Annotated in this window: 20 protein-coding genes and 1 other annotated feature; of the genes, 2 read left to right on the plus strand and 18 right to left on the minus strand. The window is 56.6% G+C overall.

The window, feature by feature from the left end; all coding sequences use genetic code 11:
• Positions 1 to 77: 77 nt before the first annotated feature.
• Positions 78 to 959: a metallophosphoesterase gene (locus KI367_RS02275; protein WP_212947260.1), complete on the plus strand. Its 882-nt coding sequence runs from the start codon at positions 78 to 80 to the stop codon at positions 957 to 959.
• Between the two features lie 115 nt (positions 960 to 1,074).
• Here the strand turns inward: KI367_RS02275 and holA are convergent, their stop codons facing one another.
• The 6 genes from holA to KI367_RS02305 form a co-directional block, all read right to left on the minus strand.
• Positions 1,075 to 2,094 (minus strand): DNA polymerase III subunit delta, encoded by a 1,020-nt coding sequence (gene holA / locus KI367_RS02280; RefSeq protein WP_212947263.1) that lies wholly within the window; start codon positions 2,092 to 2,094, stop codon positions 1,075 to 1,077.
• Positions 2,095 to 2,376: 282 nt separating this feature from the next.
• On the minus strand, positions 2,377 to 3,690 hold the full coding sequence (locus KI367_RS02285; protein ID WP_212947265.1) for a zf-HC2 domain-containing protein: 1,314 nt from the start codon (positions 3,688 to 3,690) through the stop codon (positions 2,377 to 2,379).
• Positions 3,687 to 4,235, minus strand: a complete 549-nt coding sequence (locus KI367_RS02290) for an RNA polymerase sigma factor (RefSeq protein WP_036715245.1) — start codon at positions 4,233 to 4,235, stop codon at positions 3,687 to 3,689. The genes KI367_RS02285 and KI367_RS02290 overlap by 4 nt, the downstream gene beginning before the upstream one ends.
• A 341-nt stretch (positions 4,236 to 4,576) precedes the next feature.
• Positions 4,577 to 7,240, minus strand: coding sequence for a ComEC/Rec2 family competence protein (locus KI367_RS02295; RefSeq protein WP_212947267.1), 2,664 nt, complete (start codon positions 7,238 to 7,240; stop codon positions 4,577 to 4,579).
• A 114-nt stretch (positions 7,241 to 7,354) separates the two neighbouring features.
• A complete protein-coding gene (locus KI367_RS02300) occupies positions 7,355 to 7,873 on the minus strand; it encodes a deoxycytidylate deaminase (RefSeq protein WP_036715243.1) in 519 nt (172 codons plus the stop codon).
• A gap of 55 nt (positions 7,874 to 7,928) precedes the next feature.
• Positions 7,929 to 8,588, minus strand: coding sequence for a helix-hairpin-helix domain-containing protein (locus tag KI367_RS02305; protein ID WP_212947269.1), 660 nt, complete (start codon positions 8,586 to 8,588; stop codon positions 7,929 to 7,931).
• A gap of 203 nt (positions 8,589 to 8,791) precedes the next feature.
• On the opposite strand from KI367_RS02305, the gene comER reads away from it, so the two are divergent.
• Positions 8,792 to 9,622 (plus strand): late competence protein ComER, encoded by an 831-nt coding sequence (comER, locus tag KI367_RS02310; protein ID WP_212947271.1) that lies wholly within the window; start codon positions 8,792 to 8,794, stop codon positions 9,620 to 9,622.
• Between the two features lie 195 nt (positions 9,623 to 9,817).
• On the opposite strand, the gene leuS is transcribed toward comER, so the two are convergent.
• The 12 genes from leuS to KI367_RS02370 form a co-directional block, all read right to left on the minus strand.
• Positions 9,818 to 12,256, minus strand: coding sequence for a leucine--tRNA ligase (gene leuS / locus KI367_RS02315; RefSeq protein ID WP_212947273.1), 2,439 nt, complete (start codon positions 12,254 to 12,256; stop codon positions 9,818 to 9,820).
• 100 nt (positions 12,257 to 12,356) lie between these two features.
• Positions 12,357 to 12,602 (minus strand) — a binding site (T-box leader).
• Positions 12,603 to 12,795: 193 nt separating this feature from the next.
• A complete protein-coding gene (locus KI367_RS02320; protein WP_036715171.1) occupies positions 12,796 to 13,566 on the minus strand; it encodes a class I SAM-dependent DNA methyltransferase in 771 nt (256 codons plus the stop codon).
• Between the two features lie 48 nt (positions 13,567 to 13,614).
• Positions 13,615 to 14,514 carry a CvfB family protein gene (locus KI367_RS02325; protein ID WP_212947275.1) on the minus strand — a complete coding sequence of 300 codons (900 nt, stop codon included), beginning with the start codon at positions 14,512 to 14,514 and terminating at the stop codon, positions 13,615 to 13,617.
• Positions 14,511 to 14,858 (minus strand): ribosome silencing factor, encoded by a 348-nt coding sequence (rsfS, locus tag KI367_RS02330; RefSeq protein WP_036715172.1) that lies wholly within the window; start codon positions 14,856 to 14,858, stop codon positions 14,511 to 14,513. Before rsfS ends, KI367_RS02325 begins: the two co-directional genes overlap by 4 nt.
• The gene (gene yqeK / locus KI367_RS02335; protein ID WP_036715173.1) at positions 14,855 to 15,433 is read right to left on the minus strand and encodes a bis(5'-nucleosyl)-tetraphosphatase (symmetrical) YqeK; all 579 of its coding nucleotides are present in this window, start codon (positions 15,431 to 15,433) and stop codon (positions 14,855 to 14,857) included. Before yqeK ends, rsfS begins: the two co-directional genes overlap by 4 nt.
• Complete coding sequence (gene nadD / locus KI367_RS02340; RefSeq protein WP_036715174.1) at positions 15,405 to 16,007, minus strand: nicotinate-nucleotide adenylyltransferase; 603 nt, start codon at positions 16,005 to 16,007, stop codon at positions 15,405 to 15,407. Before nadD ends, yqeK begins: the two co-directional genes overlap by 29 nt.
• 18 nt (positions 16,008 to 16,025) lie before the next feature.
• On the minus strand, positions 16,026 to 16,316 hold the full coding sequence (gene yhbY / locus KI367_RS02345) for a ribosome assembly RNA-binding protein YhbY (RefSeq protein WP_036715175.1): 291 nt from the start codon (positions 16,314 to 16,316) through the stop codon (positions 16,026 to 16,028).
• A 56-nt stretch (positions 16,317 to 16,372) separates the two neighbouring features.
• Positions 16,373 to 17,239, minus strand: a complete 867-nt coding sequence (locus KI367_RS02350) for a shikimate dehydrogenase (protein WP_212947277.1) — start codon at positions 17,237 to 17,239, stop codon at positions 16,373 to 16,375.
• 42 nt (positions 17,240 to 17,281) lie between these two features.
• On the minus strand, positions 17,282 to 18,409 hold the full coding sequence (yqeH, locus tag KI367_RS02355) for a ribosome biogenesis GTPase YqeH (RefSeq protein ID WP_212947279.1): 1,128 nt from the start codon (positions 18,407 to 18,409) through the stop codon (positions 17,282 to 17,284).
• Positions 18,409 to 18,933 (minus strand): YqeG family HAD IIIA-type phosphatase, encoded by a 525-nt coding sequence (locus KI367_RS02360; protein ID WP_212947281.1) that lies wholly within the window; start codon positions 18,931 to 18,933, stop codon positions 18,409 to 18,411. The genes yqeH and KI367_RS02360 overlap by 1 nt, the downstream gene beginning before the upstream one ends.
• Before the next feature lie 142 nt (positions 18,934 to 19,075).
• Complete coding sequence (locus KI367_RS02365) at positions 19,076 to 21,301, minus strand: transglutaminase TgpA family protein (protein WP_212947282.1); 2,226 nt, start codon at positions 21,299 to 21,301, stop codon at positions 19,076 to 19,078.
• On the minus strand, positions 21,298 to 22,542 hold the full coding sequence (locus tag KI367_RS02370) for a DUF58 domain-containing protein (RefSeq protein ID WP_212947283.1): 1,245 nt from the start codon (positions 22,540 to 22,542) through the stop codon (positions 21,298 to 21,300). Before KI367_RS02370 ends, KI367_RS02365 begins: the two co-directional genes overlap by 4 nt.
• Position 22,543: the final 1 nt, after the last annotated feature.

Here is a 22,543-nt window from a genome sequence, read left to right on the forward strand (position 1 = left end):
TTTCAGGGGAGCCGCCTTCTCCGTCACATTCATGTAACGCGGCTCCGGTATATTGGTCGTCGAAAGGAAGGATTCCTATGAAACATCAACCTAAAAAAACCGCAACCTTCGCATGGTTCCATGGGATCGCCGCTTTGCTGCTTCTGGCGGCCGCATCCGTCTTCTATTATGCAAGATATACGGAACCCAATCTACTCCGCCTCCAGAACGTAAGCATCGGCGCAGCGTCCGTTACCCCCGACCTGGACGGGATCCGCATCGTTCAGATTAGCGACATCCATCTGGGCCGCTTCTATTCGCCGGACAAGCTGCAAAGCCTGGTCACCCGCATCAATGGACTGAAGCCGGACATGATCGTATTCACGGGCGACCTCATCGACAACTTCGCAAACGATCCCGTTTCCGGCGCTATCGCTCCGATATTATCGCAAATGAACGCCCCGCTTGGCAAATTTGCCGTATACGGGAACCATGACCAGGGAGGCGGCGCCAAACGTCCTTACGCCCGCATCATGGCATACAGCGGCTTCAAGCTGCTCGTAAACGAACATCAAACGCTGTCCATCGGCCGCAGCAAGCTTGTCGTGGCAGGGGTCGACGATTTTCTGCTCGGCTCCCCCGATCTAACCAAGACGTTAAGCGGGATCGACCGGAATGCCTTCGTCCTACTGCTTGCCCATGAGCCTGACGTGGCCGACCGGCTGGGCAAATATCCGGTAGACCTTCAGTTGTCCGGCCACAGCCACGGAGGCCAGGTTCAGCTGCCGGGATACGGCCCGCTATATACTCCGCCGCTTGCCCGCAAGTATACCGAAGGGCTATATACGTTCCATGCCGACAGCCGCAGGCCCTTGCAGCTGTACGTCAACCGGGGCATCGGCACCACCCGCCTGCCGTCCCGCCTGGACAGCGTGCCCGAGTGCACGATCATTACCTTGAAACAGCCGGCAAGCCCATAGCCGTTTAGGCGGAAGGATGGGCGGCCGCGACTTTTCTTAAGCAAACGCGAAAAAGGCCGGTCAGCCGTCCCGGTTTCCGTAACCGATCGGCCTCAGCCTTTTTGCGCTTTCGTTTTTATGCCGCCAATCTGAGCAAAAACAATTCCAAGCCCAGCACCTTGTCGACGGCTCCGGTTTTCATTTGGTAATCCAGCGTGCCGAGACGGCTCAAAATCTGCTTCAGCTGGGCCGCCTGAAACTTCCGTGCCTGCTCCCCGGCGATTTTGACGGCGTAGGGATGGAGGCCAAGCTGGGAAGCGATTTGCTGCTGGGAAAAACTTTGCCCTGCCAGGTCCTTGACCTGAAGAATGATGCGAAACTGCCTTGCGATCAGCGCGGCGATTTTGATCGGCTCTTCCTTCTGCTTCAGCAGCTCGTAAAAGATCGAAAGCGCCCGGTCTACCCTTAGGTTGGCGATATCCTCCACAAGGGCAAACACGTTTTGTTCCGTGCTGCGCGCGATCAATTGGTCTACCATGTCGGTGCGGATGATCCCGCCTTTGCCCGCGTACAAGCAGAGCTTGTCGATCTCGGCGGCGAGCGTCTGCAGCTGGGTACCCGCATTGCGGATGACGAGCTCCGCGGCCCCTTCTTCAAACGTGCAGTCCTGCTCCTTCGCTTTTTTGCCGACCCATTTCAGCAAATCTTCGCTGCCAAGCGGCATAAACGATAAAAGCGCGCCGCTGCTTTTGACGGATTTCACGATCTTTTTGCGCTCGTCAAGCTTCTCCTGGTTTACGATAAAAACGAGGATGCTGTATTCCGCCGGGTTGTTCATATATTCAAGGAGCGATTCCGGACGATGCTCCACTTTGCCCTGATCTTTGCCCGCCGTAAAAACGGAGGCATCCTGCACGAGGATCACCTTGCGCGGCACCATAAAAGGCACCATCTCCGCCTCTTCGACCACCTGCTGCAGGGGCGTATCCGCCAAATCGTAATGGACAAGCGCAAAGTCGCGTTCTTCTTTGGAAATCGTCTGCTCCACGAGAAAAGACACAAATTCGTTCATCTGGTATTTTTCCGTTCCGTACAACAGGTACACGGGAGAGATATCCCCCTGCTTCACGGCCTTTACCGCGGTTTTCACATCCATACTTAAGCCCCCTTTCATCTATGTAACTCTGCTTAAGTTTTGGCCTGCTTAACTATATTAACAAAAATCCAGGCCCGGGAAAACAGCAGAGGGGCCCTCCGCAGGAAGGCCCCCCTGTCCCAGCTCATCTATGATAAACACCGGCTTGGCAGGGCTCTAGAAACCCCGCCGCCAGTGGTTACACGACGATCCTGGTTCAATGCTGTCGGTATATCCTATTCCATATCTCTTGTATTGGTGCATGTTTGTATCTCTAATTTTTGGTCTCCCATGGATTCCTCGTCAAGGATTCGAAACCTTCGAGTCGTCGACGCGATAGGTTTTGCTCGTCGTCGTTCCTTGGTCATCGGCCGTTTGGTAAGTAAACACCGTGCTGTCCGCAGACCAGACCCCGGTTACCCAGTTGCCCGGCAGGTCGATGGTCTTGACGGCCTTCTTCTGGCCGTCCTGATCCGAAAGGGCATAAATGACCAGCTTGCGGTCTTCGACGGAAGCCGCGTATTTGCCGTCCGGAGAATTGATCTGGACCGCCGCGGTTTTGATCGAGCTGATGCCCATGGTTATTTTTTCATCGGCGAGGGACTTCTCCTGGTCCGGATGATCCGGCGCGACCGCTTGGCCTTGCGCTGAATCTTGGCTGGCCCCGCTGGCCCCGCTGGCCCCGCCGTCGCCGCCCGCATTTCCCGAAGCGGTCGCTTTTCCCTGATCCTCGGCGGTCTGATCCTGATTCGCCGCGGCTTTATCTTGATTCGCCGCCGTTTTATCCTGGTTGGCCGCGTCTTCGGCAGGTTTCTGCGCGTAGTTTTGTTTCGGCTTCAGGTCTCCCGGGGGAACTTGCTTTTTAGCCGCCGCATCGTCTTTCGGAGCAGTCGCTTCGGTTTCCGTGCCCGCGCTGCGGGCATCCTTGGAATTCTGCTGATCCGCAGGCGTTTCGGACCGGGCGGGCTGTTCCTTCGCAGGCTCTTCCGGAGGGGAAGCGTCCTGCGCTTTCATTTCCGTCATGCCGCTATCGCCTGCGCCGGCATCTTCTTGCGCAGGCTCGCTGCCGCCGTCGCTTCTGTAGAGCATTTCCTGTTTAGGCTCGACATCCTGCCGCTCGCCGCCGCTGCCCGTCGTGGAATCGGCAGACGAAGTCGCGCTTTCGGCCGTTTTTTGCCCCGCTTCTTTGAAAGCAGGCTCTTCCGCGGTCGACAGATGTTTCGGAGAATAATTATAGATCGCCACTCCCAAAATGATCACCGCGGCTACGGCCCCCATGGCCGTACGTCCGACGATCGAATTGCGGAATTTGCTTTTGCGCGCCGGACGCGCGGGTACCGGTACCATCTCGGCAGGCTCCTCTTCGCGGGAAGCGCTTTTTTCCTGACGGGCCTGGTCGATGGCTTCCAGTTGCGGCATGATGGCGTCGACAATGCTGAATTTGGGCGTTACCTTCGGCAAATCCTCAAGATCCCGGGACAATGATTTCAGCATCCGAAAGGTTTCCGTACATTCAGGACAATGTTTCAAATGCTCATACAGCTGCACGGTTTCTTCCTCGCTTAAATCATAATCCAAATAACGGTGCATCCACTCCACCACCTCTGGACATTTCATCCTGATACACCACCTTTCTGATGCTCTTGAAGCATATTCTGGAGCTGCTGCCTGGCCCTGAACAGGTAAGACTTCACCGTGTTCAGCGGAAGGTTCAGGCAGTCGGCAATTTCATTGTAAGAAAAATCCTGCAAATACCTTAGCACGATCACGCTTCTATGATGATCCGGCAGCTGGTCGATGGCTTCCTTGATATCCTGGGCCAGGTACGAAGACATGACGGTGCGTTCCACGTTCTGTTTGTCCTGAAAAACCAGTTCATGCTCATCGATGGAAACCGTCGGTTTCGTGCGCCTGAATTTGTCGATGCAAATGTTGGTCACGATCCGTTGAACCCAGGTTTTGAACTGCGCCTTTTCTTCATAGGAGCCGATTTTCGTGTAGATGCGGATGAGCGCTTCCTGGGAAGCGTCCATCGCATCCTGTTCGTCGTTTAAAATATAGTAGGCTGTGCGGTACACTTGATGCTCAATTTCTCTTAATAGGGTGATTAGAGCGTCGCGATCGCCCGATTGAGCGGCTCTTATGAGTCCCTGCTCTACCACAAAGGATCCCCCTCTCCCTGCAATCTAACAGACGTGCAAGTGTGTCAAATTGTTGCAATTTGTAACCAACTTTTTTCTATACATGGATAAGGCCGATATATCTTATGTACGTAAGAAGGTGTCGGGTCTCGTTTCTTCGGAAAAAGAAGATGGCAAACCCCAATTAAGGATACCAAATTCTAGTGAGCCCGTCACCAAGAAACATGATCGCTTACGCAACTCATCCATTTTACGAGTTTTTCCCTTTTAATTCTTTAAGATTTTGTCAGAATCGGAACGATTTCCTGACGTATTGGTGTCAATTCCGTCATGTGTCCGGGCCTTGTACGCCCTGCTGGAATTCATTGGCGGAAAGGACCGAATTTGCTTCGGATTTGTATGCCTTCGGCACGGATCCGCATTTGGACTTCGCCGTTTTGGTCCGTCCGGAACAAGCGGGCCCCATCGCGTTCGATCCGCCGCACGACATCGGCATGCGGATGGCCGTATAAGTTGTTCACGCCCGCCGATATGACCGCGGCTTTCGGCCGCCAATGCCGGAGCCATTCCTCGCCGGTGGACGACTTGCTGCCGTGATGGGCGATTTTGATGACATCGATGCCTTCGCCGGGCCGATCGGCCCCGCCGGCATCACCGGACGAGCGCGGGTCCGATGCCGCTTGAACGCCGCTGCCGGCCCAACCGAGCACGTCCTCTTCGGCAGCCTGGTCCATATCGCCCGTAAACAGCAGCTTCCTTTCGTTCATGGTCAGCACAAACGCCACCGATAGATGGTTTTGGCTTTTTTCCACCGGAACCTCTTCCTGCTCCGCGCCGTCCAGCATCGGCGAAATGAAGGCAAGCTCCGTATGCTTGTCCGGCTTCAGCTTCATGCCCTGATGGACGGCATACACGGGAATGCGCCGCTCCAGGGCCGTACCGATCAGCTTGTCGAAGGACTTCGTTCCTGAAAGCGTTCCGTTGAACAGAAAGGCCTTTACCGGGATTTGATCCAAAACCGCCTGCAAGCCCCCCGCATGGTCCTGGTCTCCGTGCGTGACGATCACCGCATCCAAACGGTGGATTCCCCGCTGCTTGAGCAGGGGGACGACCACCTTGGCGCCGACTTCAAACGGATTTTTCCGATCCTTCCAGCCGTCTTCGGGCTTGCGGAAGCTGACCGTGCCGCCCCCGTCCACGAGAATGTTCCGTCCCTCCGGAGTCGTGATCAGGATGCTGTCGCCTTGCCCCACGTCCAGAAACTGTACGAGCCCCGCCCCGTGCAAAGATGTAGGCCGATACTCCCAATATATCAGAAACAGAAAAGCAAGCATAATTCCGGCAAGCGCGGCTCTCGTTTTCCTCTTATTAGGCGCAGCATCATCCGGATCCAAGGAACTCCCCTTCCCTTCAAGCTCCGCCGTTTCGTCATCGGCGTTTTCCGCCTGCCGGGCTTCGCGCCTTCCCGTCTGCCGGTTCGCTATAAATAAAAACAGGTACATCAATACAAAATAAGCCGCAATCCACATGAAAGACGGCGATTTCCAAATCGTGACGAACTGCGGGAAACCGTTCAGCCAACGGACAAGACGGAACGTCCAATCGCTCGTCAGCTCCGCGACCCGCCCCAATGCCCTGCCCGCCGGCAGCCAGATCCACCCAAACAGCAGCGCGGCAGCGCCAAGCGGGAGCGTAAGGAAGGTAATAAACGGCACCAGCACGAAGTTGGCGGCAAACGACAGCAGGGAAAACTGGTTAAAGTAATAAATGGTCAGCGGGAATGAGACCAGCTGGGCGACCAGCGTCACATTGACGGCGCCGGCGATGCGTTTCGGCAAAAAGCGAAGGAGCGGGCTCATCAGCGGAACGTACACCATCAGCCCGGCCGTCACCAGGAATGACAGCTGGAAGCTGACGCTCAGCAGGTAATACGGATTCCACAGCATCATCGCAAGCGCCGCTGCCGCCAACACGTTCAGTCCGTCCTTCAGCCATCCTTTTCTCGCGGCATAAAGCCCGATCATGCCCATGATGCCCGCCCGAACGACCGATGGGCTCACCCCCGACAAAAGGACGTACAAGGGAATCAGCAGCATAGCCATCAGAAGGGCCTTTTCGCGGGTTATTTTGAATAAGGAAAAAATATACAGCAAGCTGGCGACGAATACCGCGACATGCATCCCGGAGATCGCCAAAATATGCGTCAGGCCCAGCTGCGAAAACTGCGTGTACGTCACGGGGTCGATATCGTCCTGCATGCCGATCAGCAGGCCTTTCATATATCCGGCGTGAGGCTCCCGAAAAATTTGGCCGAGTTTATCCCCAAGCCCGCTGCGGGCATGATCGTTCCACCGGAAAATCGTCACCGCGCTCCAAGGCGAAACCGGCGGGGAAACCCGAACTTGTTCGCTCCCTTTCGTTTTAAAAAGCCAGTGGATGTGCTGCGTCCGCAGATAAGCCGCGTAATCGAAAGCGCCGAAATTGCGGGCGTTTCCGGGAAGCTCCAGCGTTCCGTCCAGCTTGATCCGGTCTCCCCGCTGCCACTTGCGGGCTTCGTCCTGCTGCTCCTTGCTTAGAAGTTTGACTTGAACCATGACCCGTTCCCGAAACCCTTCGGACGATGGCACCCCCCTGCTCCCATGACCCTCCGGGCTTCGGCTCGCCTTCCGCAATTCGGCCTGGAAGTCCGCCCGATCCCCGTCCACGTCGACGGAAGAGACGATGACCCCCTCGGCATGCAGCGGCATCCCGTTTAATTCGTCCGCAGCCGCAGCCAGCGCCTCCGGCAGGAACGTGACGTTCCGCGCGTCATGCCACAGCCAGTATGCGCCCGACAGCGTTACCGCGATCCAGGCGATCAGCATGCTCCGCAGCAGCTTCCGGCGCAGCTGCACGGCAGCGGCGAGCAGAAGCGTCAGTCCCATCCAGATGAAAAGCAGCCGCGCGTCCGAAAAAGCGCAAGCAAGGCTGCTCCCGGCCAGCCAACCGGCCGTTCCGACGATTAAAGGCCTTCCCTTCACGTTCATTCACTCCTATCCGGCTCATCGCAAGTAAAAAACAAAAACCCCTGCCTGCGGTCAATCGCCGCTTTGGCAGAGGTCCTTCCTCGAAAAGCATCTCATGGACAATCGATATTTTCGTTAATTGCAAACGGTCATGACCGTTTCGCGCGGTGGTTCGTAGGATGACAGTTTGCGGAAAACGATCCCTTTCTGCTTCATCATCTCCGTCACCTTGTCCGAATCCTTCGGATAGGCACGGTGAAACACGATTTCCGTCACGCCGCTGTTCGCGAGCATGTTGGCGCAAGTCCAGCACGGCTCGTCCGTCACGTATACCGAACTGCCCTCCCGGTCGATCCGGTCCGTAAACAGCAGCAGATTCTGCTCGGCATGGATCGTGCGCACGCAGCGCTGCTTTTTAACCATTTCCTGCCTGCCGTCCTGCTCGATCATTTCGATCTCCTCCGCGATCATGCAGCCGGCCTCCGAACAATCGGGAACGCCCATCGGCGCGCCGTTGTATGCCGTACCGAGCAGCTTTTTGCCCTGAACGAGCACGGCCCCGACATGCCTGCGGGGACAGCGGGAACGCGTCGACACCATGTAAGCAATGTCCATAAAGTATGTATCCCAGTCTTTTCGTGTTTCGACGTTCACCTGTTATCACCTTGTTTGTCATAGAATGTTTGTCTTATTGTAGCACATCTCCGGGCTAAAGCTCTATGTAGGGCTTTATTTTTTCAAGCATCTTCGGGCCGATCCCTTTTACCTTGTCCAAATCCGCGACCCTCTTGAACGGCCCGCGTTCGTTCCTGTAATCGATGATCGCCTGCGCCTTTTTGGCGCCGATGCCCGGAATGGTCATCAGTTCGGCAGCCTGGGCGGTGTTAATATTCACCTTGGGACCCGATGGGCCTTCCGGAGATTTCGTTTCCAGGTCTCCGGCAGCCTTGTCGGGCGCGGCATGTACAGGCGAACTCCCGGATCCGGGCGGCGCAGCTTCTCCGGCAGGGCTGCCCGTGCCCGTTTTGGTGGCGACGTTGCTGTCCGCTTGCGGTTCCGGTGCCGAAGCTGTTTCCTGGCCGGTCTGAAGCTCCGTTTGCACGGACTGCTTGGGCTGCCGGGTTTGGGCCGCACTTGCGGCGTTTTCCGCGCCGATGTTTTCCTTCCCGGTTTTTGCGGCCCCGGAAGGGTCTTGCCCGCCGCCGCTCTTCGATTCCGGCATTCGCTCCCCATCCAAAGCGCTTGCGAGATTGTTGTTTAACGGCTCCCAGCCCTCGATGCCCTTTTCGGTTTTGAGGCCTGAAAGCAAGATGGCGGCGCTTCCCAATATCGCGCAGCACGCGCTGATCGCCAGCGTCCATTTTTTCATACGATCACCTCATTTTTTTTAATAAACTGCGGCCGACCCCGTTTCGATCCTGCCGCTAGACTAGGGATGATCCTGCGCTGCCAATAAAGGCGTCCGGCAAAAGCCTCTTCCTGCCGAAAACCGTCATGACGTACAGGCCCACCTGCATACATTAAGAAGAAGGACTGCGCCGTTACCGTAAAGCACGAAAGGAGGGAAAGCATATGAAGGTGGGATTCATCGGAACCGGCAGTATGGGAAGCGTGTTGATCGACGCCTTCATGACTTCCGGTGCGCTTATGCCAAATCAAGTTTTCGCCAGCAACCGTACGGCAGAAAAAGTCGCTTTGCTCGCTCAGCGCCACCCCGGTCTAAACGTATGCAGCAGCAACGCGGAAACCGTAAAAAACAGCGATATCGTATTCATATGCGTAAAACCGCTTCAGTATAAAGCGTTAGTGGAAGAGATCAAAGACGAAGTCAAGCAGGACCAGATGCTGGTGTCCATTACGAGCCCGGTGCAAATTCGTCATCTGGAACAAGCTCTTGCCTGCAAAATCGCCAAAGTAATCCCGAGCATCACGCATTTGACCTTAAGCGGGGCTTCCTTATGCATGTACGGCACCCGCATCGCTCCGGAAGACAGGCTCGTGCTTGAACAGCTGCTCGGCGCGATCAGCAAACCGCTTGAAATCCCGGAGTCGCATGTCCGTATTTCCTCGGATTTCTCCAGCTGCGGCCCTGCATTTATCAGCTTTTTCCTCGACCAATGGGTCGAAGCCGCCGTAGAAGTGACCGGGATCGGGCGCGAACAAGCCACCTCCCTGGCCGGGGAAATGCTGCTTGGAACGGGCAAGCTGCTCACGGAAGGCGGCTTCCATCCTCTGGACCTTCAGGAAAGGGTCGCCGTGCCCGGCGGCATCACCGCCGAAGCGCTTGCGCTGCTCAGGCAAAGCTTGAACGGCGTGTTTCATCAATTGATCGCCACCACCCATGCCAAATACGAAGAGGATTTGAAAAAATGCGACGGACTCATAAGCGATACCAAAACATAGCCGCGCATGCTCCTCCCGATACCACGATTCGCGAGCCGTGATCAGGCTCGGCCTTGTCCAAAAGGGCTTGGGAAACAAAAATCCCCGTACGATTGTACGGGGATTTAATGCTTTTAAACCCTGTTTCGGATGCCGCAGCGTTTATGCCAAGCTTCGGACAAGCTCGGGATTTCGCGGTATCCTCAAGATATGCATTTAGTTCGCTACGATATTGACGAGCTTGCCCGGAACCGCGATCACCTTGCGCACGGTCTTCCCGGCGATGGCTGCCTGCACGTTCTCCTGGGACAGGCTGAACTCCTGCATAGCCTCCTGGCTCATGTCTTTGGCGATTTTGGCGCGTTGTACGATTTTGCCGTTCACCTGGATCACGATTTCCACTTCGGCATCCACGGTCCAAGCTTCGTCGAAAACAGGCCATGGTTCGTACGTGATCGATTCCTCGTGCCCGAGGCGCTCCCACAGCTCTTCGGCGATATGCGGCGCAAACGGAGACAGCAGCTGCGTGAAGTCCTCGATCGCTTTGCGCGGAAGCGAGTCGGCTTTGTACGCGTCGTTAATGAAAATCATCAGCTGGCTGATGGCCGTGTTAAAACGCATATGCTCCATGTCTTCGGTCACTTTTTTGATCGTTTTATGCCATACGCGTTTGAAGTCGTCGCTGCCTTCGCCGTCCGTCAGTTTCGGATTCAGGCTGCCGTCGTCGTTGACGACGAGGCGCCATACGCGCGACAGGAAGCGATGGGCGCCTTCCACGCCGTTTTCGTTCCAAGGTTTCGTCGCCTCCAGCGGCCCCATGAACATCTCATAGATGCGGAGCGTATCCGCGCCGTAGGTTTCGACGATTTCGTCCGGGTTGATGACGTTGCCGCGGGATTTGCTCATTTTTTCGTTGTTCGTGCCCAGGATCATGCCTTGGTTGACCAGCTTTTGGAACGGCTCCTTCGTGCTGACCACGCCCAGGTCGTAAAGCACTTTATGCCAGAAACGGGCGTACAGCAGGTGAAGCACCGCGTGCTCGACGCCGCCGATGTAGAGGTCGACCGGCATCCACTCGCGCTCTTTTTCCTTCGAAACGAGCGCTTCCTTGTTGTGCGGATCGATAAACCGCAGGTAATACCAGCAGCTTCCGGCCCATTGCGGCATCGTGTTGGTTTCGCGGCGCGCTTTCATGCCGGTTTCCGGATCCACCGTCTCCACCCATTCGGTCACGTTCGCAAGCGGGGATTCCCCGGTTCCCGACGGCTTGATCTGGTCGATGTCCGGCAGCATCAGCGGAAGCTGGTCTTCCGGCACGGTTTTCATCGTTCCGTCTTCGAGGTGCAGGATCGGAATCGGTTCGCCCCAATAACGCTGGCGGCTGAACAGCCAGTCGCGCAGGCGGTAGGTCGTTTTGCCTTGGCCTTTGCCGTTTTCTTCGAGCCATGCGATCATTTTGGCGATCGCTTCTTCGGTGCCCAGCCCGTCCAGGAATCCGGAATTGACGTGTTCGCCGTCACCGGTGTAAGCCTCTTCCTGCACGTTGCCGCCTTTGACGACCTCAATGATGTCCAGGCCGAATTGCTTCGCGAATTCCCAGTCGCGCGTGTCGTGGCCCGGCACCGCCATGATGGCGCCCGTTCCATAACCCGCGAGGACGTAATCGGCGATCCAAATCGGCAGTTTCGCGCCGTTGACCGGATTGACGGCATAGGCGCCCGTGAATACGCCGGTTTTGTCCTTCGCCAGATCCGTGCGCTCCAGATCGCTTTTGCGGGCCGCAAGGTCCTGGTACGCTTTGACCGCTTCCTGCTGCTCCGGCGTCGTGATTTCGGCCACGAGCTCATGCTCGGGAGCCAGCACGCAGTAGCTGGCGCCGAACAGCGTGTCCGGACGCGTCGTAAATACCGTCAATTGGCCGCTATGGCCTTCGATGGCGAAATTCACTTCGGCCCCTTTGGATTTGCCGATCCAGTTGCGCTGCATGTCCTTGATGCTTTCGGACCAGTCGAGCTCCTCCAAATCTTCAAGCAGGCGCTCGGCGTATTCGGTGATTTTCAGCACCCATTGCCGCATCGGCTTGCGGATGACCGGATGGCCGCCGCGTTCGCTTTTGCCGTCGATGACTTCTTCGTTCGCCAGCACCGTGCCCAAAGCCGGGCACCAGTTCACGGGAAGTTCCGCTACGTAAGCGAGGCCTTTTTTGTACAGCTGGATGAAAATCCACTGCGTCCATTTGTAATATTCCGGATCCGTCGTGCTGATCTCGCGGTCCCAGTCGTAGGAGAACCCGAGGGATTTGATCTGGCGGCGGAAATTGTTGATGTTTTTGACCGTGATGTCGCGCGGATGTTCGCCCGTATCGAGCGCGTGCTGCTCGGCCGGCAGGCCGAACGCGTCCCATCCCATCGGATGAAGCACATTGTAGCCGCGCATTCTTTTATAGCGGGATACGATGTCGGTCGCCGTATATCCTTCCGGATGGCCTACGTGAAGGCCGGCGCCGGACGGGTACGGAAACATGTCCAGCGCATAGAACTTCGGTTTGCCGGGATCTTCGCCCGTTTTGAACGTATGGTGCTCATCCCAATACTTTTGCCACTTCGGCTCGATCGACTGGGGATGATACCCCTGAGCCTGCTGATTGTCACTCATTTACTAATGCCCCCTCATACAGTCAGGCGGACGCCTTGCGCGGCCGCATCATTCGCGTGAATCTCATTAAAAAAACCTCTGCAATCCATAGCGTATTAGCGCTAGGGACGAGAGGTTTGATTCCCGTGGTACCACCCTAGTTAGCGGAAAACATGCTTTGCTTCCGCTCCCTTTGCACCCTTAACGGAGGTGAGGCGATGGTTTTTCACGAAAGGAGGGTTCATCCGTCCCCCGTTCAAACCATGACTCCGAGGCGAGTTCATTCCGCTTCGTCAACCGGCTTGCACCGACCGCCGGCTCTCTGGGTGACACCGCCGAAACTACTACCCCTCATCATTGCCATCATGTCATGAAATTGTTGTCAAACATTAAGTCATATTATATATAAAACCCGAATTCTAGTCAATCCGCTCGCTTTTTCGAGCTTCCTTCCCTTAAAATCAAACGCCGTGCGTCATGAGGAACGTTAAAAACAAAAAGGACGACCCGCCGGAAATTCATTTCCGACGGCCGTCCTGCGCTATCCTTTCGAAGCCAATCTATTTGACCGCGACGTAAAACAGCCTTTGGGCATCGTCTCCGGGCTCCACCCACTTAAAATCCGCATAACATTTGACGTCCCGGAAACCCGCCTTCACCAGCTCCGTTTTCATCCATTCCGGATCGTAAGCGCGCTGCACATGCGTTTCTTCGAACCGGCGATACAAATCGCTCTGGTCCTCCTTGGCGAAAATGCTTAGATGGTGCTCGATCTCGCAGCGGGAAGCGTCCAGCTCGCATGTCCAGATGTACGATACCGACCGGTCGTCCCACACGAAAGGCTGCTCCTCGGCATAGCGGATGATCGTGTTCGGATGATGCACGTCGAACAGGAAGATGCCTCCCGGCTTCAACCCCTGATACGTATGGGCAAATGCCGAAACGACGTCCCGCTCCTCCAGCAAATAGCTGAAGCAGTCGCAAAAAGAAATCACCGCGTCCACCGGCTCCGGGACTTCCCATTCCCGCATGTCCTGCTGGACCCAACGGATGGAGCCTTCGCGGTAAAGCCTGCTGCCTTGGGACGTGCCTTCCATTTTCCTTCTGGCCACGGACAGCATGTCCGCCGACAAGTCGATCCCGATGACCTCGAAGCCCGAATTGACGAGCGGTATCGTGATGCTGCCCGTGCCGCATCCCAGCTCCACGACGCTTTTGGGCATGCTTCCATGCTTCTCCCAAGCCTCCCGGGCAAATCGGAGCCAATCGGGGTAAGGCATGTCCTCCATCAACTGATCATAGACATATGCAAATTTCCGGTAAGAAGACATGATGCCACCGCACTTTCTTTTCACTTTCGCGCCGGAAACAGGGGAAGGCTATTCGCCTTGCCGATCCTGATCCGGCTTCGCCAAATACGTCCAACTTTCCTTTTGCGTGACCAGCCCTTCTTTCATCAGCTTGCCGAGGGCCCGCTTAAAGGCCGACTTGCTGATCCCGAAGCGCTGTTTGATAATGTCGGGAGGCGTTGCGTCGGAATAGGGCATCCCTCCCGAAGGGCGTTCCTTCAGAAAAGACAAAATCCGCTCCGAATCGACGTCGCGGCCGATCTCCTTGCGCTGGGCCATGGAGAGGTTGACGCGGCCGTCCTCGCGGATATGGCTTACGCGAACGTCCACTTCCTCGCCCAGTCGAAGCAGCCTGACCCGCTCCGAGGAATGGATCATGCCGATGACGCCGAGACCGAGCACGCCGCCGTCGACGATCACGAAGGTGCCCATCTGCAGCGGCCGGTATACGGTGGCTTTGAACCATTGGTTCAGCCAGGAGCCCGGCGCCCTGAAGGCGTGCTGCGACAGTTCCTGCTCTCCCGCCAGTTTGGCGCGGAGGCGCCCCTGCTTGTCATGCTCCATGATGACGAATACCGAGTCGCCGACCTGCGGGCGAAGCTCCTTCATTTCGGGCAGCTCGCGAACCGGCAGCAGAAGCTGGCGGCCAAGCCCCATTTCGAGAAAACAGCCGAGCCGGGGGTGGACGTCGGCCACGACCAGCTTCGCCATTTCCCCAAGGGTCAAATACGGCTTTTTCATCGTCGCGGCCAGACGGTCTTCGGTATCGTAAAAAATGAACACCTCGACCCGGTCGCCCGGCTTGATCTCTCGCGTCAGCTCCGAATAGTGCAGCAGCACGTCCTGTCCGTCCGCATCCAAAAAGTACCCGTACGGCGAAACCTCGCGCATTACCTCATAGGTTTGGATCGTTCCTGCAATCGGGCTCATACCGTTTCCACGACCTTGGCGTCCGACCACAGGCGTTCGATGTTATAGTAGTCGCGCTCGTCCCGGTGGAAGACATGAACGATCACGTCCCCAAGGTCGATCAGCACCCAACGCGCGGAATTCATCCCTTCGATCCCCCGGATTTCCGAGCCGGCTTCCTGAACGCGTTTGCGGATTTCCGTGGTGATCGACTGGACCTGCGTATCCGAGTTCCCGTGGCAAATGACGAAATAGTCCGCGATCAGCGATACGCCTTTCAAATCGAGCGCCACGATATTCATTGCTTTTTTATCTTCAGCAGCTTGGACTGCCAGGTTTAACAATTGTTCCGATGTAAGGGTCATGAATTCGCCTCCAACTGTTTAATAAGATCATTGCGGGCAAAAACCGTCAGCGGATAGATGATTTGCCGCCGCGACACGAGCAGGCTGATCGTGGAATCGAACCCGGCGACCAATCCCTCTTCAAGGCTATGTTGGGCCAGTTGCCGGATATTATTCACGCCGGGAAAATCCCTTCCGGGCTCGATATAGTCGGCAAGGCAAACCACCTTGTCCATCAGCGTCATGCCGATTCGCCCCGATGTATGATATTTGATGGCGTCCAGGATTTCCGGATCGTCCACGCCGTAATCGCGCTTGGCGACAAACGCCCCGACCTCGGCGTGCCATAACGATTTGTCGTAAAACAACAGATCCTTGGACAAATCGTTTTCCCGGATCACGGCCTCCATCTGCTTGACGGGCCAATATTTGGCGACGTCATGCAATATCGCGGCGCGTTCGGCTTTGACCGGATCGGCCCCGTATTGCTCCGCAAGCTTCACGGCCGTTTCCATGACGCCTTGGGTATGTTTCCAGCGCATGGCGGGCATTTGCTCCGAAACCGATTTAATCAGTTCTTCGCGGCTGAATTCCATACAATCCTCTCCTCCTGATATAGTCGTAGACGCTGTCCGTTACCATATAGCGGATCGAATGTCCCGTAGCCAGCTTTTCCCGGATTTCGGTCGACGAAATATCGACCTGGGGCATGTCTGCCAGATGCACTTTGCCCTGCAAATAACCGGGCAGCGCATCCAGGTCCAGCGTCGACCCCGGCCGGCCCACGCCGATGAAGGTCATCAGGTTCACCAGCTCCTCGATGCCCTCCCATTTCGGCAAATAGTTGACCATGTCGGCGCCGATAATGAAATGAAATTCTATGCCTTCAAAAGAGCTGCGGATTTCCTTCACCGTGTCGATGGTGTAGGAAACGCCGCCCCTCCTGATTTCGATGTCCAACGTGCGGAAACAGGGGTGGTCCGAGATCGCTTCGGCCACCATGCCGAGCCGGTCCTCTCCCGATGCTCCGGCCTGTTCCTTGTGGGGCGGGATGTGGCTTGGCATGAACCAGACCTGGTCAAGCCCGAACGAATCCCTTGCCGCTTCGGCGGCCAGCAAATGGCCGATATGAATCGGATCAAAGGTGCCGCCCATGATGCCTACCTTCATGGTGAAACCCTCCCGCTTTTATGGCAATTCGATCGTTTTGTGGTCTTTGGATTCTTTGTACAAAATAATCGTGCTTCCGATGACCTGCACCAGTTCGGACCCGGTGCTTTCCGCCAGTTCCGCGGCGATATCGTGTTTGTCTTCGATGCAGTTGTTCAGCACGCTGATTTTCATCAATTCCCGTTTCTCGATCGCTTCGTTGATATGGCGCACCAGCTGTTCGTTGGTTCCTCCCTTTCCGACTTGAAAGATCGGCTCCAAGTGGTGCGCAAGGGACCGGAGATAACGTTTTTGCTTACCCGTTAGCATGTATGATCATAACTCCTTAATATTCGACTGTACTTCTATTGTTCCCCGAAAAGGGTCTATTCCGACATACTCTTCAGCACCGCGTTTCGCATCGCGGCCACCGGAGCCGGCAGCCCGGTCCAGTATTCGAGCGCGTACGCGCCCTGATTGACGAACATGCCGAGCCCGCCGTGCACGATGCAGCCTTTTTGTTCGGCTTCCGCAAGCAGCCTCGTTTTCAGCGGGTTGTAGATGAGGTCGCTGACAACGATTCCGTCCGGTACGAGGTCCGCCTCCACCGGCGTGTCCGACACGTTCGGGTGCATCCCGACCGAAGTCGTATTGATTAAAATATCGGCATCCCGCAAGTACGCAGGCAGCTGCTCCATGGATATCCCGCGGATATCCGCAAGGTCCTTCCACTCGGCGGCTACCGCTTCCGCCTTGTCGGCCGTCCGGTTGGCCACGCAGATCCGGTCCGGGCCTTCCAGCGACAAAGCGTAGATGATGCCCCGGGCCGCGCCGCCCGCGCCGATCACCATGATTTTTTTTCCTTTGAGATCGGGCGCGGCCTCTTCTTTCAGCGAGCGAACGTAGCCGATCCCGTCCGTGTTGTATCCGGTGAGGACGCCCTTGTCGTTCACGATCGTATTGACCGCGCCGATCCGGAGAGCCGTCTCGTCGAGATGGTCCAAGTGCGGGATCACCTCAAGCTTATGCGGGATCGTGACGTTGATCCCCCTAAAGCCGAGGGCTTTGATCCCGGCGATCGCGTCACCCACCTGTCCGCTTTTGACGTGCATCGGAACGTAGGACCCGGGCACCCCGAGCGCCTCCAGCGCGGCCTGATGCATGGCCGGCGATTTGGAGTGGGAGATCGGGTCCCCGATCACGCCGAGCAGCAGCGAGCCGGTGCCTGCAAGCAAATCCGTTTCGATTACCATGTCTTCATCCTGCCTCTCCGTAATCTTTCCGAAAGCTTACGCTTAAATCAAAGACGGTCTGGCAACCACCTTGACGCCTTTCGGCGCATGAATGGCCGTCAAGGCACCTTGATCGCCGTTGACTTTAATCCAGCCCAGGCCGGAAACGAACAGATCGAGCTTGCTGCCTTTAGGCACGCGGATTTCATGCCTTGTCCATTCCGGCAGTTCGCCGAGATGATCGGCATCCGGCGGAGACAAAAGCTCTCCCGCATGCTCCTTGTAGAGGGCGTCCGCCTTCTCCAGCTTCGTTCTGTGAATGTTCAGCCGGCCGCTGACATAACAGGTGAACGACTGCCGGGCACCCTGGATAAAGTCAAAACGGGCCATGCCGCCAAAAAAGAGCGTTTGTCCCTCGTTCAGCTGATATACCATCGGTTTCAGCGGATTCTCCGGCATGATCGTTCCCAAATCCTTGCGGTTGACAAGCTCGCTGTACCGCCATGGATATACGATCCCCGGCGTATCGATAATGAAATGTCCGTCATCCAGCGGGATGCTGACCATGTCCAGCGTCGTTCCCGGATAACGCGATACCGTCAGTTCCTGATCAAGGTCGCTATAATCGCGGATCAACCGGTTGATCAGCGTCGATTTGCCGACGTTGGTGCCTCCCACGACGTAGACGTCGCGGTCGCCCCGGCGTTCGGCTACCGCATCGAGCAGCCGGTCGAAGCCTTGATTCTTTTTGGCGCTGCAAAGGATGATCTCTTCGGTTTTAAGCCCCTGTTCCTTGCATTGCTTCTGGACCCAATTAATGATTTTATTCCAGTTTGTCACTTTTGGCAGCAGGTCGATTTTGTTCACGGCGAGAATGACGGGATTGTTGCCCACGAACCTTTGAAGGCCCGAGATCAGGCTGCCGTCGAAATCGAACAAATCGACGATATGGATGACGAGCGCGTTCTTGCCGCCGATTTGGCTCAAAAGCCGCAGGAATTCATCCTGATCCACCGTTACGGAAGACGCTTCGTTGTAATTTTTGATGCGGAAGCAGCGCTGGCAAACGACGGGTTCCCTGCCCAGCGACTTCTCCGGAATGTACCCCGGCAATTCGGGATTCAGCGTCTGCAGCCCAATGCCGCAGCCGCTGCATTTTTGGACGCTTTGTCCTTCGATCGGACCTTTCATTAACGTTTTTCCTCCTCAAGCCATAGTCCTTTTTTACGCAAGCGCCTCAAGGCGATTTTCTCCAGGCGGCGGTTGATCCTCGTCCCCCAGCCCTCGTCGCCGATCGATATCGGAAGCACCAATACCGTAAAAAGTCCCAAGCGGTTGCCGCCGTACACGTCGGTCATCATCTGGTCGCCGACGACGATCGTTTCCTGACCGGTCAGCCCCATCATGGTCATCGCTTTGCGGAACGGCGCATTGCTGGGCTTGCGCGCCTCATGGACGAATTCGATGTTCAGCGGCGCGGCAAACGCCGACACGCGCTCCATGCGGTTGTTCGATACGATGACGAGCTTGAACCCGATCTTTTTCACCTGGTCGAACCAGGCGACCAGCTCCGGAGTCGCAAGCGGTTCCTTGGCCCCGACGAGCGTGTTGTCCAGATCGGTGATGATTCCCCGGTAACCTTTGGCGTATAGGTCCTCCAAATCGATATCAAATACGGTATCCACCCTTAGTTTAGGGATAAACATTTCAAACAAGTTGTTGTCACCTCAGTTTCATAGGACAAACTATACCATAATCCGCGTAGTTAGCAAAATAATCCGATGAAAGCAAATCGCCCGTTTCCGGGCTTTTCCAAAAAGAAAGCGCCCGCGAGGGCGCCAGGTATAAACCCGCGTGTCATGCCGCAAAATCCTGCGTCTTTTTGAACGCATCCCAAAGCTCCCGGCTGACCATGTGCACTTGTTTCCATTCGTCTTCGGTGACGGCCGCGGGGCTGTATCTTGCCTTCTCGAACAGCGCCAGCAGCCGGTTCAGGGAAGGAGCCAATGCAGGCATGTCCTTGTTCCATCTTTTGACCGATTCCCGCAGCGTTTCGTGCGAATCCCTGCGGATTCCTTTGCGCTTCAGTTTCCGGAGCCACCGCTCCGTCAAAACGACGACCTTCTGGTCCGGCGTCAGTTTCCGGCCCGTCCGGAAGCCCACGAGCAGGAAGCGGAGCGGAATCCGCAGCAGCCATGCGGAATATGCGGCAAACAAGGCGACGATCAGAATCGTGGTCCAGAGAACGACCGCGCCGGAAATGCCGGACGGCTGCGGTGCGGTTTCCGCGGGTTGCACGTCCTTCTGCACCTCGGGCTCCTGCTCCTCGACGGCCTCCGGAACGGTGACGGGCTTGCTGTCTTCCGCATGCGTAAGCAGCGGCATATTAAAGCCGGGCGTCGCTTCGACCGGAATCCAGCCGTAAGGGCCGAAATAAATTTCCGCCCAGGAGTGGGCATCGGCATTGGTTACGGTATAGGTCCCGCCGTCCGGAAAATCGCCGCCCTGGCGGTTCATCATGTCCGAATCCGCTTGCTGCATGCCGGGAGCATACCCTTTGACCCAGCGAGCGGGAATGTGAAGCGAACGGGCCATCATCACCATGGAAGTGGAGAAGTAATCGCAGTACCCTTCCTTCACTTCGAACAAAAAGCCGTCCACGAAATCCTTGCTCGTTTTGGCGGACAAATCGGGCTGGTTCGTATACCGGAAATTGTTTATCAGGTAGTTTTGCAGCAAACCGATTTTTTCATACGGCGTATCCGCCGAAGCCGTCACCTGCTCCGCAAGCTTGCGCGTCCGTTCCGGAAAGTCCCTCGGAATCTGCAGGTAGCTGTCGTCGACGCCATGGTCGCCGTAGAGCTGCTTAAACGTTTTGCGGCGGATTTCATCCTCCGGAACGACCGGGATCTCCGAAACGACCGTATACGTTTTCGGATATTCCGGCTGTTTGGTCGAGGTGGTCCAGTGCAGGGCCGACTGCTGCGGGTCCCACAGCAATTTTCCCCCATCCGCGTTGTCGACGCTTTTGAGCTGGGACACATGGTAAGCGCCGAACAGCACGGGATAAACCTGATCGCTAAGCATCGTCACCGTCTGCTCCAGCTTTTCGGTTTCGGGGGCTTGCGGGGTTTCGCTCGGAAGCGGCTCTCCCGCTTCCACTTCCTCGTAGCCGCCTTTGCCGCCCTGGTCCGACCAGCCGTTGCCCGTGTAAATCTGCCTCGTCTCGCCGCGCCAATAGCCGCGTTTGTCGGATTGAACCAGCATGACGGGGGAATAGTCGAAATTAAATCCTCCGCCCAAACGGCTGTCGTTTCGGCTGTAGCCCGAGGAACTGCTCTCTTTGGCGGAATCGAGCTCGCCGCTGACATCGGACGCGCCCCCCGCTCCGCCCGAAGTATCGATCCAAGCGGTATACGGGTCGGTCAACGTCGGAGGAACGTTCGGCATGCTGACGCCGGCGATGAACATGACGGAAAACAAAACGGCCGCATGGATCAGGATTTTGGCCGGGTACTTCCGCAGGCGCCGCCATCCGGCCGGAAAACGGGCCTGGAACCGGCGGAAATGCTCGCTGACGAGCCAGCCGAGCGAAGCGAAAACCGTCCATGCCACCTCTTGCCATAGGTTAACGGGCGTGAAGGAATCCAAAATGCAAAACGCGATCACGTTCATCCCCGAAAAAAGAAGGATCCTGCGCTTCGTGCCGACAAGCGATGCGCTGAGCACCATCAGCAGCCAAGCTCCGAGCGCAATCCAGACGTAAGGCGACATATGTTCGATGTACTGCCGGATCCTGTCCGCCAAAGAGCCGGAAGGCGTGTACACCCAATACCGGACAAGCTCCCGGTGAATGAGGTATAAAATGACGACGGCTTCAAGCACAACGCGGTATATCCTTTTAATAGGAAGCAGCATTTCCGCGACGGCAACGAACGTGATCGTCAGCCATACGATCGATTTGGTTTCCTCGAACCACGTAAAATCCATAAAAAAGATCCATTGCTGGCCTATGATCCAAATCCAAAACATGGACAAGGAATAAAACAGCGATTTTTTCGCAAAAGACAGCCAGTCGCTCATGCCACTCCTCCTCCCAATGCCGCGGGCAGATCCTTTAAGTCGGCAACGGCGCAGCCGAACGTTCCCGCCGCTTTAAGCATCGAAACCCAGCCGTTTTCCTTGCCGGCATCGCCGGACGAACCGACCAGGATATGGGAAGGGGTAAACCCGCGCGTTCCGGCCCAACGCAGCGTTTCCAGCGTTTTGCCGCCGCTTGCCGGGCTGATCAGGACGAGCAGGCATCCGGACGGGATGAGCCGCGCATGTTTCTCCAGCTTGGGCTGAAGTTCGCCGAAACCGTCCGGCGTCACGTCCACCAGATGATGCATCATCCGCTGAAGTTCGCCCGGATTTTCGCTCGGAACGAACATTTTCGTCGGCTCTCCCGCCGTCAGCAGCCCGAGGCACAGCCTCTTTTGCATGGCGTAATGAATGAGCGAGGCCGCGGTCGACACGGCGAGCTCAAACTGCTTGTCCGAAGCGTAATGCCCGGAGATCGCGTCCAGCGCGATCATGATTTTGGGCACCGAATCGTATTCGAATTCCTTCGATTTCCAGGATCCGGTTTTGGCCGTGGCATTCCAATGGATCCGCGAAATCCGGTCCCCGTAGACATAGTCCCTGACGCCGTTGATCTGCGTCGTTTCCCGGCGGGAAGCGATCGACCGCTGCGGCCCGGCAAGCCTGGAATTCCGGTCGATCATCTGCCAGCCCGGGATGGGCACCGTGCGCGGAAACACCCGAAATTGTCCGGGCACATGGAACGTGCCTTTATGTTCGACGAAGCCGAAGATATCCTCGGTCACGCACTGGGTTTCGGTGAAATAGTACCTCCCCCGCTCCAGCGGCGGCGTTTGGAATACCAGCTCGCCGCCGCCGCGAAAATCGGGGATGACGCTTTCCTCGAACGACCACGTTTCCCCGTTGTGCCTTTTCATCACTTCGCGGATCACCACGTACGGCATCGGCAAAAATCCCGGCACGGCAAAGTTCAGGCTTACCTTCACCTGCTCGCCCGCCTGCAGCGTGTGGTCCTGCTCGAGCCCGGCGGAGAGGGTCCGCCGCCCGTGCACCCGCCGGATGCCGCCAAGTCCGCCGGCGATCAAATACGCGACAAGGACGGAGATCATGACAAGGAGCATCAGCGACGTTTTCCCGCCTTGAAACAGCACGAACAGCAGGCTGGCAGCCCATACCGCAAGCACGATCCAGAAACGGACATTCCGCAAAATCGGTCTTAAGGTCGTCAGCAGCGCCTTCATT

Origin of the sequence: Paenibacillus cookii (assembly GCF_018333375.1) — a bacterium.
GTDB lineage: Bacteria > Bacillota > Bacilli > Paenibacillales > Paenibacillaceae > Paenibacillus_AQ > Paenibacillus_AQ cookii.